The organism is Bordetella genomosp. 9 (assembly GCF_002261425.1).
Lineage (GTDB): Bacteria > Pseudomonadota > Gammaproteobacteria > Burkholderiales > Burkholderiaceae_B > Bordetella_C.
Genome location: NZ_NEVJ01000001.1, coordinates 338,577 through 352,758 on the forward strand (window position 1 = coordinate 338,577; position 14,182 = coordinate 352,758).

General features: G+C 64.8%; 13 protein-coding genes and 1 tRNA gene. All 14 read right to left on the reverse strand.

Translation table 11 applies throughout. The annotated features are described in order from the left end of the window. Window positions 1–96: 96 nt before the first annotated feature. The 14 genes from CAL26_RS01465 to CAL26_RS01530 all read right to left on the reverse strand — a co-directional run bounded on the left by CAL26_RS01465 (window position 97) and on the right by CAL26_RS01530 (window position 13,949). A complete protein-coding gene (locus CAL26_RS01465; protein WP_094845169.1) occupies window positions 97–780 on the reverse strand; it encodes a lytic transglycosylase domain-containing protein in 684 nt (227 codons plus the stop codon). 4 nt (window positions 781–784) lie between these two features. Continuing rightward, window positions 785–1,309, reverse strand: a complete 525-nt coding sequence (locus CAL26_RS01470) for a TrbM/KikA/MpfK family conjugal transfer protein (protein WP_218831491.1) — start codon at window positions 1,307–1,309, stop codon at window positions 785–787. 103 nt (window positions 1,310–1,412) lie between these two features. Continuing rightward, complete coding sequence (locus tag CAL26_RS01475; RefSeq protein ID WP_094845171.1) at window positions 1,413–2,246, reverse strand: hypothetical protein; 834 nt, start codon at window positions 2,244–2,246, stop codon at window positions 1,413–1,415. Window positions 2,247–2,307: 61 nt separating this feature from the next. Next, window positions 2,308–3,525: a hypothetical protein gene (locus CAL26_RS01480; RefSeq protein ID WP_094845172.1), complete on the reverse strand. Its 1,218-nt coding sequence runs from the start codon at window positions 3,523–3,525 to the stop codon at window positions 2,308–2,310. 123 nt (window positions 3,526–3,648) lie between these two features. Continuing rightward, a complete protein-coding gene (locus CAL26_RS01485) occupies window positions 3,649–4,266 on the reverse strand; it encodes a type 4 pilus major pilin (protein ID WP_094845961.1) in 618 nt (205 codons plus the stop codon). A gap of 98 nt (window positions 4,267–4,364) precedes the next feature. Beyond that, window positions 4,365–5,465 carry a general secretion pathway protein gene (locus CAL26_RS01490; RefSeq protein WP_143277335.1) on the reverse strand — a complete coding sequence of 367 codons (1,101 nt, stop codon included), beginning with the start codon at window positions 5,463–5,465 and terminating at the stop codon, window positions 4,365–4,367. Continuing rightward, complete coding sequence (locus CAL26_RS01495; RefSeq protein WP_094845174.1) at window positions 5,462–7,255, reverse strand: ATPase, T2SS/T4P/T4SS family; 1,794 nt, start codon at window positions 7,253–7,255, stop codon at window positions 5,462–5,464. Before CAL26_RS01495 ends, CAL26_RS01490 begins: the two co-directional genes overlap by 4 nt. After that, window positions 7,252–7,800: a hypothetical protein gene (locus tag CAL26_RS01500; protein ID WP_094845175.1), complete on the reverse strand. Its 549-nt coding sequence runs from the start codon at window positions 7,798–7,800 to the stop codon at window positions 7,252–7,254. The genes CAL26_RS01495 and CAL26_RS01500 overlap by 4 nt, the downstream gene beginning before the upstream one ends. Then, window positions 7,784–9,067 carry a hypothetical protein gene (locus CAL26_RS01505; protein ID WP_143277336.1) on the reverse strand — a complete coding sequence of 428 codons (1,284 nt, stop codon included), beginning with the start codon at window positions 9,065–9,067 and terminating at the stop codon, window positions 7,784–7,786. Before CAL26_RS01505 ends, CAL26_RS01500 begins: the two co-directional genes overlap by 17 nt. A 68-nt stretch (window positions 9,068–9,135) precedes the next feature. Next, window positions 9,136–10,848, reverse strand: coding sequence for a hypothetical protein (locus CAL26_RS01510; protein ID WP_094845177.1), 1,713 nt, complete (start codon window positions 10,846–10,848; stop codon window positions 9,136–9,138). A gap of 24 nt (window positions 10,849–10,872) precedes the next feature. Beyond that, a complete protein-coding gene (locus CAL26_RS01515; protein ID WP_094845178.1) occupies window positions 10,873–11,817 on the reverse strand; it encodes a toxin co-regulated pilus biosynthesis Q family protein in 945 nt (314 codons plus the stop codon). Between the two features lie 36 nt (window positions 11,818–11,853). Continuing rightward, a complete protein-coding gene (locus CAL26_RS01520) occupies window positions 11,854–12,201 on the reverse strand; it encodes a hypothetical protein (protein WP_094845179.1) in 348 nt (115 codons plus the stop codon). A 483-nt stretch (window positions 12,202–12,684) separates the two neighbouring features. Beyond that, on the reverse strand, window positions 12,685–13,713 hold the full coding sequence (locus tag CAL26_RS01525) for a tyrosine-type recombinase/integrase (RefSeq protein WP_094845180.1): 1,029 nt from the start codon (window positions 13,711–13,713) through the stop codon (window positions 12,685–12,687). A gap of 151 nt (window positions 13,714–13,864) precedes the next feature. After that, window positions 13,865–13,949: transfer RNA gene (locus CAL26_RS01530), tRNA-Leu, on the reverse strand. Between the last annotated feature and the right edge of the window lie 233 nt (window positions 13,950–14,182).

Sequence of the window (14,182 nt, forward strand, 5' to 3'; positions counted from 1 at the left end):
AATTGGCGCTGGATTGGAAGAACGGATTTGATGACGGCTCTCGCCGGCAGGCGTGCCGAAGAGGATCCGCGTGGTGCGTTTTTAGCGGCTAACCGTCTACGGGGCAGGACTCGGGGGCGGTGACCGACGCGCGGGGACAGGGTTGCCAAAGACGCGTGGCGCCGGTTTGCCGAAAGCATCCCGCCTAGGCGCCTCGAAGGCATCGGCGCGTGGCGCGGCGAACGCCCCGGGCTGCGCGGATGTCATGGCCCCGCTGTCTTCGACGTCGGCATCGGCGGCGGCGCCAGGGCCGGGCTTAGGGCCCGGTACCCTGGCGATGGGCGGAACGGGTAGTCCCGCGCCGGCAATGACCTGGCTGACATAGCCGTTGGAGAATCCGTCGGTCAGGTTGCCCGTGTTGTAGCAGCTGAAGGCTGCATACAGCGCCCGCTGACCGGGTCCATACTGCTTCGCCGCACGTTGATAGCAATCCACGAGAACTCGCTGAGCGGCGGCCAGATTCGTGCATGGGTCGAAGATGGACTCGGGTGTGACACCCAGCCATTTCCAGTTGCGCACATTGATCTGTCCGTAGCCGACGTCGAAGTTGACGCCTTGGCGGATCAGGTCCCGGACCACATTGACCGCTTCCTGGCGGGATTTCGGACGAATGCTCCGATGTGGCGAGGCGTTGACACCGATCGCCAGCGGATCGAACCCGGATTCGTGACGGACAACGGCGCTCAACGTCGAGATGTGGACCGCCGGCGCACAGGCGCGGGCGAGGGTGGGGAAGTCCATCGCATCAGTTCCCGCCGGACGAGCTTTCTTGCTGCGCTTTCCGGTCGGCCAGCGCCTGTTCGTACTTGGCAAGCTCGCTGTCGTAGTCTTGTGCTTGCACCCAATACCCGCCGTCTTCGGGCTTGCCTACATACCGTGGGAGCGTGTCGCCGAGGTCTGTGTAAGCGTTGCCGACATATAGCCTGCAGTAGCTCGGCATTCGATCGGAAATGTACGTTGGCCCGGAGCCATAGTCGCCGCCGTGTCCAGTATTGACGGCCAGAGCGGAGTTCAGGTACTTGGCATCACAACGGCCCGCTCCGTTCGAGATGGCCTGGACCAGATCGCTCATTTCCTTCGAGTCGTTGGATGCGGGACATTGCTTCAGAAAATCCCGGCGAGCGTCCAAAGTGTCGGAGAGCTTCTTCTTGTTGATTCCGAAGTATCGGGACAGCGCTGGATCACACTCGTCGGGCCGTTTGCCGCTGGATAGGCAGAGCAGCGCCTCGCAAGCCAGGCGGGTATCGCCGGTAAGCAGATCGGCGTCCATGTTGGGTGTCTGCGCTAGAGCGGGATATAGGCCCGGTACGACGGTAAGAATGAAGAATGTCGTGAGGCGTTGCAGTAGGGATCGCATGGATGGCGCTCCTGAGTTACTGGCAGATGTCGTAGCTGTTGGCACGACCATCTGTCTCCGCGACGACCGTGCAGTCCGTAACAGAGGTGAGGCGAACGACATGTGTACCTGGCACGCAAAAGTCGTTATCGCCGCCGCTAGTGCTATCGCAGTTCCCGGTAAGGTTGGCTGTGCGCCCACCGTCCGACAGGAGGCAAGCGCCGTTAGGGTTCTTATCGAGAGATTCGCCTGGCGAAAGCAACTGCCCTGACCAAATAAAGCCATTGGAGCTTTCACCGCCTCCTGGAGTGGTCCCGGAGGCATAGGCGCAAACGAGCGTTGCAGTCGAGCGATCGATCGTTACGCCGAAGAGCGTGCCTTGGCCGACTTGCATTTGTTTTTCGATGCTGTCGGGCAGATTGCTGCCGAAGGTCTCACCATTCTCCGTACCACGCACCTGGGCGAGCACTGTGCCAATGACACCTGAGGCCCGCGCGCGAGCGCAAGTGTTTTGCCATGCACCCCAAGGGTCGTACGCTACGTCATTGGCGTTGGCCTGCAAGATGTAGGCAGTGCGGTATCGGGTGCTGCTGCCGATGTAGCCCGCGGGGCAGGGCCCTGCCTCCGACTGCACAACGGCGCGCCGGCAGCCGCCGAAGACGGTGTGCCAGGCGTATTCCGCATTGCAACCGCCCGGCGGCAGCGGCGCTCCCTGGTTGATCTGGATCACCATGTGTGTCAGGTCGGTCTTGAGCTGCACGTCCGCCTGATTGCCGGTAGGCGCATTGGCGGCATCGGTGTGGATCGAGGTGAACAGCATGGCGAGGGCGAGCAAGAGCGCGCCCCAGCGCCTGAAGGCGTCGAGCTTCATTGATTTCTCCGGAGGGAAAGTCGCCGCGGCGGCGCGCGGTGGCCTGTTGCTGGGCGGAACCCTAGCGCTTGCAGCCTTGAATGACGGCCGCGCGAGCGTTCAGGTCGCCTGGGGTAATGACAACGCGGTCGGCAGTGACGGCCACGCTCTGGGCCACGTGCACGAAGCTGGACCCCGCGTTCTGAAAGTTGCCCGCGAAGGAGCCGTTCACCGAGACCGAACCCGCCGCATTGACCGAGCCTGAGCCCTGGATGGTGCCGCCCACGGTGCCGGCGACATTGACGTCGGCGCCCGTAACCTTCACGTCCGCGGCCTGCAGCGAGACGTAGCGCCAGGCGGTCAGCCCGGGCGGGCAGACCAGCGGCGTGACGGCTGCATTGTTGGGCAGGTTGCCGAGTACGCCGGTGACCGTGTGGTCGGTCGCGGAGAACCAGGTCTTGTTCACGCAGACTGCGAGCAGCTTGTCGGCCGTCGAGGCATACAGCCCCTCCGGCTCGCACGCCGCGCCCGGGACGACGGCGGTATTGAGCAGCAAACCCTTGTTGCTCTGGATGGTCTGATCTACGGTCAGCGTGTTGTGCAGCGTGACCGGTCGTGTTTCGCCATGGCGTACGAATTGATTGAAGGGCGTCGCGTTCAGGCCGGCCGCGAGCACCGCATGGCCCGGTTGCGTGCCGAAGTCGAACCAGGTTCGCGGCACGTTCAGAAGCGGTCCCTGCACAGTGGCGCCGCCCAGTGCATCGTGGCCGCCATATCCGGCCGAGGCGAGCAGCACCTGGCCCAGCAGGCTGGGGGAGAACTTGCTGCGCCGGCCGGCCGGGGGGGCGCAGGTGTCGTTCTGGCGCAAGCTGCGCTCGTCGCTGATGGGGTGGCATGTGTACACGTATGCGCTGGTCTCGCAGGTGTCGCCTGGGCACGTTCCCTGGCGCACCAGGGCAAAGCGGACGACGTCGCCCAGCACCGGATAGCGCTGCGTGCTGGCCGGCAGCAGATTCAGCTTCACGAGATCGGCCACGCCGCCTCGCGCAACCTGTGCATCGGCTACACCGACCCAGCCGATGTCGGGCGGGGTGGGATAGATCCCCGCAGGGGCGCCGCTGGTGTCGACGTTGTTCAACCAGGCTTCGTACTTGACCTGCAGGTCGACGACCGCGCCGCGGACTTGCATGAGGTAGCGGCCGGTATTGTCGGCGGCCGCATCATCCAGCCGACGCTTGATCTGGCCCGCCGCGATGATGGAGGCCAGCGTGGTCAGCAGGATCGCGATTACGACCGTCATGAGCGCGAAGCCGCGTTGACGCGAGGCCGGGCGCGCGTGCCGGAATAGCGGTAGGGGTGGCATGCGTCCTGGCTCTTCTGAGCGTTGCCCGCAAACGGAACCTTGGTTGGCGAACACCGGGGATTACCTCGTGGCGAACACGAAGGTGTTGGAGTCTCCCTTCGTGCAGAGATTCTGCGCCGTGACTGGGTTGTAGCTGCCGGTGTCGTTGTTGTCGCCCAGGGCTTTTACGGTAGTGCCATTCACACTCATCGTTTCCGATACCGCGTTCAGCGTGGACGCCAGGACGGGGCAGGCCTTGATGTTGACGTTGGTGAGCGTCAGGGAGAACGCGCTGCCCATCGCGCCGCCACCCAGAGCGGCCGGCGCCAGGGAGATCGTGCCATCGGTTCCCACGCCGCTGCCGCCCAGGCGGTGCGACACCGTTGTGTCGGAGACCTTGAAGACCGAGGAGTCCCGAAGTGCGGGAACGAGGTTCTGCTCGTTGCTGACGGCAGCGTATGGCGTGACCGAATCGCCTTCGCCCAGCACGCGGGTGCGGGACATAAAACGCTGTAGCTCGTCCGCGACGGCGGGCACGCGCATTTCGATCAACATGCCTTTGATAGCTGGCAACCCGATCACCGCGGCGATGATGATTATGACCAGGACGAGAGCCACCTCGCCTAGGGACATGAAACCGCGTTGACGGTGTAGCGAGTGCCGGGCGAGCGGTCGCCCGTACTGATTGTTGAACTGCATGGGCCTCATTGGTCAGGACTCCAATTCTGTGAGTACATATCTATGAAAAGACCCTGCCGAAGCGGGGTCTTGATGGAAGTGACAACTGGGTCCTACGCCTAGAAGGCGGTGAGCATCGTGGCGTTGCGCAGGTCGAATATGACGGCGTAATGCAGCGCCATGATGGCGAAAAGGGCGAAGACGGAACCCAGCAGCAGCACCCAGCGCAGCGCGACGGCGCGCGATTCGACCCGTTTCAGCATGGTCGTTTCCAGCCGGGCGCGGGTCTTCTGCAGCGCCGCGTCCAGGCCGATTGCGCGCGTGAGGTCCTCCAGGTACCAATAGAGCTCCTGGTCCATGAGGCCCACATCGAACACCGTGGCGCCCGCCCTGGAATCCTCCAGCCGCAGGAGCATGGCTTGCAAACGCTGCCCAAGCCATCGGGGCGCTCCTGCACGCTGCGATTGCAGCGCATCGCGCAGCGGCACGGCCACGCCGGAACGCCGCTTGACGGCATTGGCCGCGGTGCTGACCACGGCGATCGCCTGGATATCCCGGTACAGGCGATACGGCCCCCAACGATCCAGCCAGCGGCGCACCCTGCCGTCGAAGTGCGGGAATGATAGGGCGAACAGGATCGAACTCCCTATCGTCGTGAGCCAGATGGCCGGCGCATTCGCGGCGATCCAGGTCGCCGATCCGAAGAAGAGCCGGCTGAAGGGGCCGTACAGGTCGGTCGGAATCGCCGGAAAGGCGGCGAGCAATTCCGGGCCGGTGTAGTAGGGCACCACCACCATGATGACGAGCCAAAGCAGCATTGTGGCCAGCAAAGCGACGAGCAGCGTCGACTTGAGTATCGAGCGCAGCTTTTCGGTGAGCAGCACCAGCTTTGCCAGGTCGCGCAGGCCATCGGCGAAGATCGCATGGCCCTTTTCCTGCATCGCGGCGATCTCGCTGACTTCCCGGCGTGGCAGCGTGCCCGCGAACGTCAGGCCCAGGTTGCCGCTGTCGTCGATCCGATGCGCCCAGTACGCGGAGACAATTCCCCGGGAGGTACGGGCGCCGTAGCGCGCGGCATCGGAGGCGAAGATATCTTTGACCGTGCGCTTGCCTTCGCTGTCCTCGATCATGTCGGCCAGGTACTCGTACCAGTCGGCGCGGCGCCGCGCGAAGCGTCGGGCGGCAAAGCCCACCCTCGTGAGCGCAAAAGGGATCCTCATTCGGTGCGATCCTTGCCGTCTAGGGACGAGAACGTGACGAAATGCGGCTCGATGTCCCGCGGATCGATCATGCCTAGGCTCATCTTGTAGACCGCGCATTCCATGGCGTTCTTGCCCGTCATGTCGGGATCGTCGAAGGGTGCGGTGCGGGCCGCACGGTAGATCTGGTGCAGTCTCAGCTCATTGCCTGCCTTGATGGCCAGGAGTGCTTCCATATCCATGCCTGGCTCGAAGATCTCGGCCGCCACGGTCCGGCCGGCGTACCCGAAAAGTTCCGGCAATCCCTTGCGCCGGCAGTGTTCGCAGCCCTGCGGGTTGCGGATGTGGATCCGGTCCTCGCCGATCCCGTACAGGCGCTCGATGCGGTCCAGGTAGACCTTCCACCAGGACCCGCTGCGAGGGATGCCGATGCTGTCCGGTGCGCCTTCCAGCAGCGCCGCGGACGGCAGCGCGCATTTGCACAGGACGGGAAGCAGTGTCTGGTAGCACAGGAGCTTCAGCATCCCCGGCGAGCCCAGTACATCCCAGGGTATGCCGATCTGGACGGATGCCAGGCGGTGCGGAATCGACATAACGCTGCCGACGTGGACCGTGGTATAGCCGTTGCTGCCGGACTGGATGATGTCCTGGAACGCCAGGCCGCTCAGCTTGTCGCGGATCTCGCCCAGCAGCACGTCGCTGGCCGAGGATCGCTTTAGGGCCATCAGCTTGGCCTGGTACGCCGCGTTGTCCGACCCGTCCAGGCTGCGCGAGATACTGGCCTGCAGGGCATTGGGAATCCGAAGTTCCACGGGATCCTCGATGGACATGATCTTGCGCGTATCCGGCAGGCCGCAGATCAGTTGGCCAAGCGTGGTGGTTTTGCCGGAGCCTGGCACGCCTCCCATGACGACGCCGCCACCCTTGCTCTGCATGGCGCGCTCGAGCTGCTCGATCTGGCTGGGCAGATAGCCCAGCTTCTTCAGGTCGACGGACTCCACCTTCGCCGAGAGGTCCAGGATACGCAGCGTGATCGAGGGACCAGTGTCGGCGACAAACGAGCCCCAGCGCAGCATGTAGCTGTGATCGTCCACCACTTCATACAGCCTGCCTTGCTGCTCCTGAGCGACGTCGAAGACGACGCCATTGCCGCCATGCACATCCTGCCAAGCGACGCTTGCCATCTCGATCATCCGCTTGGTCGGCATGGACAGGTTCGGCGGGGTCACATACTGGCCGTCGATCGTTGCGCTGACCTTGGAAATGGCGCTATTGCTGTCGATATGCAGATGCAGATCGCCCGCCTGATGGCGCACCGCCCAGGCGACCAAGTCGTGAAAGCCGGTGCGTACCGCCGAGCGGCCGCCCGAGCCGTTGTGGTAGGCGACGAGGTCCTTGCCGTCCACGCGCTCGCGCACGAGGGTGAGGAGTACGACGGGATCCACCGTGTACACGCAGATCGGGTGGCCCGCCTTGCTGGCCTGTCTGGCGCGCGCGAGCACGGCGCGAAAGATGTCCGTGTCCAGATGGCCGCGCTTGGCAAGTACGGCATATTGCTGGCCTTCGAGTTCGGCGACGCAGGCGGTCACCGCCGCATCCGGTCCGGACCAGTCGACTTTCAGCGTCCGAAAGGGAGGGTCGATGCTGGCGATGTCCGCCATGGAGCCGAGGTCGCCGGCCGGTTCGTCCGCGGGCTTTTCTTCGTCCTGGCCGACGACGCGGGCCGGACTCTCCGCCAGGAACGTGCTGACGTGTTCGGTGCCGCCCTGATCGAAGAAGAGCGGGAAGTACTTCCGTAGCAGCGATTTCATTCGTGGACTCCATTCACGCAGATCGCCACCGCCCGGTTCCGCGTGTCGAGAAAATCGGCGCAGGGCGAGGCGATACGCATCAGCCGAAGGCCGGGATCTCGACCGGCGAAGGGAGCGGCCCGACCGGCGCGATAGATCGTGTCCTGGCCATCGGCGGTCACGATGGCCGAGAGGCGCCCGCCCACGCCGACGATGCCTTTCAAGCGGGGGATGGGCGCTTCCTTGGGGCTGGATGGCGGCGCATTGGGTGTGGGCGAGGCGGACGCGGTTGGCGCGGACGCGGCGGATGGAAACGGCGAGTGTGCCGGGACGTTGGCGACCTGGCGAGCGTCCTGCCGGATGCGTTTTTCGGCGTCGAGCGCGCGCTGCGCATCCACTTCGAGCAGTTCGCGGACGAGCCGGCTTTCGGGCGCGGCCGGTGGCGCGGGCGGGACATCCAGGTTCGAAGCGTGCGCGTACCCGGCGTACAGAAGAGCCAGGGCGAGCAGGGGAAACCCCTTGCGTTGTCGATGGCCGAGGCACGGGTGTTCATCGGGCTTGGACATAGAGGGTTCCTTTCAAGGTGACCGCGAACTCACTCGTGGTGAGCCGCGGCTGCGCGTCGGGTTGGTGCCGGATCTGCAGCTGGACCAGGGCCGTGGCCGGTGGCAGGCCCAGGGCGTACAAGGACCGCAGCGGCGCGTTGATAACGAGGCTGCGCATCGCCGGTAGCGCGATCGATGCCGGCCGGTCGATGGGTTGCTCCAGGCCGTTGGGCAGCTTGATGTTCGGCGGACGCACGCCCACGGCGGTCGGCGCCGATAGCGAGAAGTCCTGCAGGGCCGGACGCAGGGCCTGCCAACTGGGCACCCAGCTGTCTTCCAGTTCCTGTTCGCTGGGTATCGCGTTCAGGTCCAGCGTCGCCGGACGTTTTGCCGCACCGACCGGAAGCGTCCATTGGACGACTGCCGTATCGATGTCATGCAGGGCGAACTTCCATCCGGTGGGCAGCGCGGCCTTCAGCGTATGGCTGTCGGCCAGCCGGGTGCGCCGGTAGACGGCCGAGCAGGTGCCGGCGTCGGGCCGGCAGTCGACTTCGATCAGGAGCCAACGACCAGGATCGACGGGGACCATTGCGATGCTGTCCAGGACCTGGGCCAGCCCTGATTCGCCATCGACCCGCACGCTGCGCGACCAATTGGCGAGCGCCTGCTGCCACACCGCCTTCGCGTCGACCGCGTCCTGCATGGCATGTAGCCGTGCCTGCTCGCGGGCTGCGCGCGACTGCCACCAGGACGATGCCGCATCCCAGGCCAGATACGCCAGAAGCAGGGCCAGTGCCATCCACCAGACCGGTGGCACCATCGAGAGACGGAAGGCGGCGCGGCGCAGCGACGACTGCTGATTGGTCTGGGTTGCCAGTTGATTCAGCGCAAAGGGCTGCGCGCCGTCGGCCTCGGCGCCATGCACGACCACTTCGCCGTAACGCTGGATCAGGCTCTCAAGCTTCTCCTGGGCGGACGGCACATCGGCAAGCACCATGTCGCCGCCGGCCTGGACCACGCCATCGACTACCACCGCGATCCAGACCTCTCCGGAGGGCAGCGGGGAGTACGCAATCTGCGTCCCGTGCCGCTGGAGTTGGGCGAACGCCGCGGCGGCGGAGTACAGGCGGGAACGTGCCTTGGCGCGGCGCTCCCGGCCGCTGGCCACGAGCAAGCCCACCGCGGGGCTGCGCGGCCCGCTCTGCGTAAAGTGCGTGGCGGTCGCTTGCCGGGCCGCACGCATCGCAGCGACCGTCAGATCCTGGCCGAGGACAGTCTGCCAGGTCATGCCCAGCACCAGGGAGTTCGGCGTTCCGGGTATGGGGACGATTCGGTAGTTCTGTCGCCGCGCCACGGTCAGAATCCTTCTTCGGGAATAGCGCTCACGGCCAGCACCGTGAGCAGATCCTTCTTCTCGGCCGAGTCCGATCCGCCCAGGGCGATGGGCGTCCGGTCGTCCAGGCGGCGCCGGGTCGAATTGCCGGCCGACTGCTCGTAGCCGCCGATGACCGCCGGCAGGCCGGGTTGCAGTTCGACTTCCTGGACCACGCCCTGTCCGCCGATATCCGTCTGCTGGATAAAGGACGGATTCTCCGGCGAGCCGAACTCCTGTTTCTGCAGTCCGCCGATCAGTCGAGTGTCGTTGTACGAGATGGTCAGCAGAACGCGGCCATCGTCCTGCGCGTCGGGGACGACCGTGAGGAAGGTTCCGACAGTCTTCTCGTCCTGCGTCACGGTGACGGTCGGCGCCGACGTGTCGGACGTGCTTTGCGTCTGCTGCAGGTCTTTGACGTAGCTGAACGTCTCGCTGGTGGCATAGGTGGCGGGACGGCGGTTGCGGGCGAGGATCGGGATAGTCGTATGACGCACGACGGTCCCGATTTGGGAGAGGGCGCTCATCAGTACGCCCGTCCCCGCGAAAGGTCCGCTTCCGACGGTGGCCCCGACGCTGCCTGGCGCTTGGGCGCTGTCCAGCTGGGTGGTGACGCCGGTGGCCGTTGCCGCGTTCGCGCGGCCCAGACTGTTGTAGATCAGATGCCAGTCGATGCCTGCCTGCGAGGTGTGATCGCGCTGGACGGTGATTTCTTCGAAGACCAGCCGGACGCGTCGCGACATGATGCGGTTCTCCTGGTCTAGGAACGTGGTCATATGGTCGAGCGCATCCTTGGTATCGGTGACGACGATGCTATTGGCGGCGCCGTCGCCCGCCTTGACGACACCGGCCCGGGTCAGGAACTGGCTGACTTTGGTCAGGATGGCGTCGACAGGCTTGGCCTGACCGGTCGCGGAGAACTTGGAACGGCTTTGGGTGGCGAATTGGCCACTGGAGCTGTTCGACGAGCCGGACCCCGTGAGACCGAGTTCCAGGCTGGATTCCGAGGTCAGGCCCAGCGCACGGACGTAGAACGTGCGCGTCTGCGTCCGGTAGAAGCGGATCGCGCCGACCTTGTCGTCGTACCGCCAGTAGACCCCCAATCGCAAGGCGATGGAATCCAGTATCGAGGCAAGCGGCGCCTGGCCGGGCGGCAACGGATCCATCTTGACCCGCGCAGCGCCGGCGGGCAGAGCGGGTCCCGAGACGCGATCGCTTTCGGGGATTGCCACGAGTGCCGGTACCAGGACGTCCGTCGTCGCCGGCGCCGCGACCGACGCATTGATGGGGGGCTCGCTACCCAGGCGGGGCAAGAAATAATCGCGGGGCAACAGGGCATCGGGCGCGACCTGGGTCAGGATTCCCGTGGCGGCCTGGATCCGGTCAGCCAGCGTGGTGAGGTCGACCGCACCCCCGGAGAAGAGCAGCGTGGTGTTCACATTGGCGCGTAGCGCCGGGGGAAGCGACACGTCACGGGCAAGCGGCTGTGCCCGACCGGCGATCCACGGCAGGCCGACGACCTGACCTTTGGCGCGGTCGGTGTCTTGGGCGAGATCCTTGAATTGCTTGACGGAGTCGCGTCCGGATCCGCCCTGCGCGTCGGCGAAGTCGGCGATGTGCTGCGTGGATTGAAGCGCCGAGCAGCCTGCCAGCGCGGAGAGCGCGAGGATGCCGGCGGCATTACGTAGTGCTGTCATGAAGTGTCCTGTCCGGGCCGCGCGCTAAGGGCGGGCCGTGGGCGACCCGCTCCGGTCGCAGCTTTGGTTGAACGGAATGATCCGAAGCACCTTGTTCGCGTAGAAGCACGGGCGCACCGGCGAATCGGTCAGGGCGATCGAATTCGTCAGGGCTTGCGTGGCTTCCTCGAAGGAGGCGGCAGGGAAATCGGCCGACGCCTCGATCGGCAGGTCGAAGGAGACTTCCCACTGGTCGGGGCCGAAAGTCCAGTTGGCGTCTTTCGCCCATCGAGCCAGGGCCTGTCGGACCGTCTTGTCCTGCGGGCCGAGGTGCCAGATCCGCTTCACGACGATCGGCGTGGGCGGGGTCTTCAGCGCGTCGGCGCTGGTGGTGTCCACTGTCTGAATAGGCGCCGCTGCCACTGGCGACGCGGGCGCGGTGGTTCTTTGTCCGGTATCGGCCTTGGCCGCCGCGTTGGCGGGTTTTTCTACTGGGGTCGCAGTTGCAGGCTCTGCGGCGGACGCTGCCTTGCCGGCAACGGGCGGCGGTGGGGCAGTCTCGTGCGGCGAGGGCGTCTTCGGGCTACCGGGCGTGTGCGGCAAGTCGGGCTTCTTCGCGGGTGGCACGGGTTCGGCTTTCGCCGGTGCAACCGGGACTGGGATCGCAAGCGAGGCCGTCGATTTGGGTGCCTGGACTTCAGGCTGTGCCATGTTAGACGGGCTTGCCGAGGCAGCGGCCGGAGCCACTGGCGTTGGCGTTGGCGTCGGGGTTTTCGATGCAGGTGGCGTCGCCTTGTCCGACACCGCAACAGGTGGCGCCGACTGAGGCGACTGCGCGACGAGCGGGGCACCGTCGTACAGACGCGGATCCGCCCGATTGATCGGCACGCGCGGGGAATCGGCGGGCATCGGCGGCTTGGGCGGTGCGAAACCGCAAGCCGAGAGCAGGCAGGCCGCCGACAGGCCGGCAGCCGGGAAAAAGACTTTCATGAAATCTCCGGGTAAGTGCGGACGGCCTGCGGCCGGTCAATCCGTGGCGAGAGGGCGCTGTTCAGGCGTCCAGGGCGCATGGCCGAGGCGATCAAGCTCCTGATGGACGGCGCGCAGTTCGGCGGGAGAGGCTTGCTTGCGGGCGAGCAGTAGGAGCTCCAGCAGCAGCGGCGTCAATGCGGCGCCATCCATTTCGCTTTCGTCTTTGTCCAGCAGCGTCAAACGAAGCTGGGATATTTGCTCGCCTATATGATCTTCGGTGTCCAGCCGAAAGCGCAGGTACTCGGAAAGTCGCAGGCCGATATCCGCAGCGGCAGCGGTGTATTGCCGATACTTGTCGTCCGAAAGACGAAAGCTGATGGCGCGTTCGAGCAAGGGGCGCATGTAGTCAGCTCCGATCCACGACGATGCGACCCACCGCTTCCGCAAACGTTTGGCAGAAGACCGCACGACGGATGAGGCGCTCCTTATCCGAATCCATCCTGCCGCGGCAGTGTTCGTCAAACCGCTGATCGCGAAACTGTGCTGCTGTAATCCCGGTGGTGGTCTGTGCCCAAAGCCGCGCGGCGTGTCGCGCCGCCCGCGCGGCAGAAGGAAAGTCGAAGGGAGCGTCCGCGCAGCATCCTGCGGGACCGTCTACGTGTCGAGGATCCATGCGCTATTCCAGGGGAGAGGTAAGCCTTCCGAGATCCACAGCGCCTAGCCCGCATGGCGAGCCAGACAGGCGCTGCAAATGGCGGGGGGCTACGTCAGGGGTTCAGATATCGGCAGCGCGCGCGGCCTTGTGAGAACCGCAGGCGGCACATCGACGCTGCAAGGCTGCGACGAAAGGTCATCGCGCGAATGCTTAGATGTGGGGACGCGGGCTCAGAGCCGTGCGGCGATCTGCTCCGAGGTCTCCCTGTAGTAGACCTCTTGAAGTATGCGGACGTCCTTGTGGCCGCTTATCTTGGCCAGGGTCATGACGTCGACTTTGCGAGAAAGCCGCGTCAGCGCTTCCGCACGCGAATCGTGAAAATGCAGGTCTTCTATCAGCAATCTATCGCGTGACTTGCGAAACAGCGCATCCAGCGATGCTGACGAGATGGTGAAGCATTTATCTCGGTTCGCAACAGGCTTCAGCAGACGAACCGCGTGGCGGGACAACGGAATCTCTCGTGCGCGACCGGTCAGATACTGCATCTTATGCTTCACTTTTGCGATTCGCCGGCCGAGGTCGAGCGTCGCTTGACCGAGATCCAGTATTTCTCCCGCACGCATTGCCGTTCGTAAGCCGACGAGGAACGCCAACGCCACTTCCTGGCTTTTGGTTTGCGGGACCCGCCCAGTTCGGTAACCGAGATCCCGGCAGAGCCGTCTGACCTCATGGGCATGCACGCGGCGCGTTCGAGGCGGCGCATCGGCGCCGACGCGCATCCCCTCGAAAGGATAGTGGTCCATCCATTGCCATTCTTTCCGGGCGATGGAAAAGGCGTTGCGCAGCCAATTGATGTCGCGCTGTACCGAAGCAGGGGACACCGGCCTGACCGACCGCCCATCCGGCGCGGTGAAGCCACGAAGACGGGTATCTCGCCAGGCAGCGAGATCCGGCGTCTTCACCGCTCCCAAAGTCTTGCTCGCCAGTGAAGGAAAGTCGCGGAGGAAAGCCTGGACCCGAAGCTGTTCTGCGCGAGCCCCCTGTTTCTGAACGCTGACTTCTTTCGCGTAGCGTTCGAGCATTTGCTGGACCGTGTATCGGTCGCCTGGCGGCGCGCCCTTGAGCTGCCGGAGTTCCACTTCCCTGGCCGTTGCCCACGCCTTCGCTTCGCGTTGCGTACGAAGGATTTTGGAGTCCCGTTCCCCAGCAACATAGACCTGTGCGCGCCAACCGTTCTTGTGCGGGGTGATCGATGCCATGGGGAGTGCTGTGCGTAGAAAATGGGGAGCACAGTGTACAAATCATGGCGTCCGGCGACAAATTTTGGCTGTATGCGGACCCAGTGGTTTCCACCTAATCTCTTGATTTTCCGTTATTTTCTGAAGAGCGGAAAATTCCGGAAATTGTCGATGGTGCCCGGGGCCGGAATCGAACCGGCACGCCTTGCGGCGGGGGATTTTGAGTCCCCTGCGTCTACCAATTTCACCACCCGGGCAGGTCGTGCGCGGGCGTCCTTGACGTTCGACGGACTGGGCAGATCCAGCGGAGGGACCTGCCACGGCTGTGCAAACAGACGCCGCGTGGCGGAAAGGACGGCATTATAGCCGATGCGCGGTTCCCTTGGCGGCGGCACCGCCGGTGGCGATTCCACACCCCCGACTTGAAAAAAACCGCCGCGGCCCCATACTCCAGCCGGTCGGCCGCCTGGCGCTGAGCCGACCTATCCCG

Coding starts and splice junctions, on each gene's coding strand:
- CAL26_RS01515 (WP_094845178.1), bottom strand. CDS start 11,817: ATGAAAGTCTTTTTCCCGGCTGCCGGCCTGTCGGCGGCCTGCCTGCTC.
- CAL26_RS01500 (WP_094845175.1), bottom strand. CDS start 7,800: ATGTCCAAGCCCGATGAACACCCGTGCCTCGGCCATCGACAACGCAAG.
- CAL26_RS01480 (WP_094845172.1), bottom strand. CDS start 3,525: ATGACGGTCGTAATCGCGATCCTGCTGACCACGCTGGCCTCCATCATC.
- CAL26_RS01490 (WP_143277335.1), bottom strand. CDS start 5,465: ATGAGGATCCCTTTTGCGCTCACGAGGGTGGGCTTTGCCGCCCGACGC.
- CAL26_RS01475 (WP_094845171.1), bottom strand. CDS start 2,246: ATGAAGCTCGACGCCTTCAGGCGCTGGGGCGCGCTCTTGCTCGCCCTC.
- CAL26_RS01485 (WP_094845961.1), bottom strand. CDS start 4,266: ATGCAGTTCAACAATCAGTACGGGCGACCGCTCGCCCGGCACTCGCTA.
- CAL26_RS01520 (WP_094845179.1), bottom strand. CDS start 12,201: ATGCGCCCCTTGCTCGAACGCGCCATCAGCTTTCGTCTTTCGGACGAC.
- CAL26_RS01510 (WP_094845177.1), bottom strand. CDS start 10,848: ATGACAGCACTACGTAATGCCGCCGGCATCCTCGCGCTCTCCGCGCTG.
- CAL26_RS01495 (WP_094845174.1), bottom strand. CDS start 7,255: ATGAAATCGCTGCTACGGAAGTACTTCCCGCTCTTCTTCGATCAGGGC.
- CAL26_RS01505 (WP_143277336.1), bottom strand. CDS start 9,067: ATGACCTGGCAGACTGTCCTCGGCCAGGATCTGACGGTCGCTGCGATG.
- CAL26_RS01525 (WP_094845180.1), bottom strand. CDS start 13,713: ATGGCATCGATCACCCCGCACAAGAACGGTTGGCGCGCACAGGTCTAT.
- CAL26_RS01470 (WP_218831491.1), bottom strand. CDS start 1,309: ATGGACGCCGATCTGCTTACCGGCGATACCCGCCTGGCTTGCGAGGCG.
- CAL26_RS01465 (WP_094845169.1), bottom strand. CDS start 780: ATGGACTTCCCCACCCTCGCCCGCGCCTGTGCGCCGGCGGTCCACATC.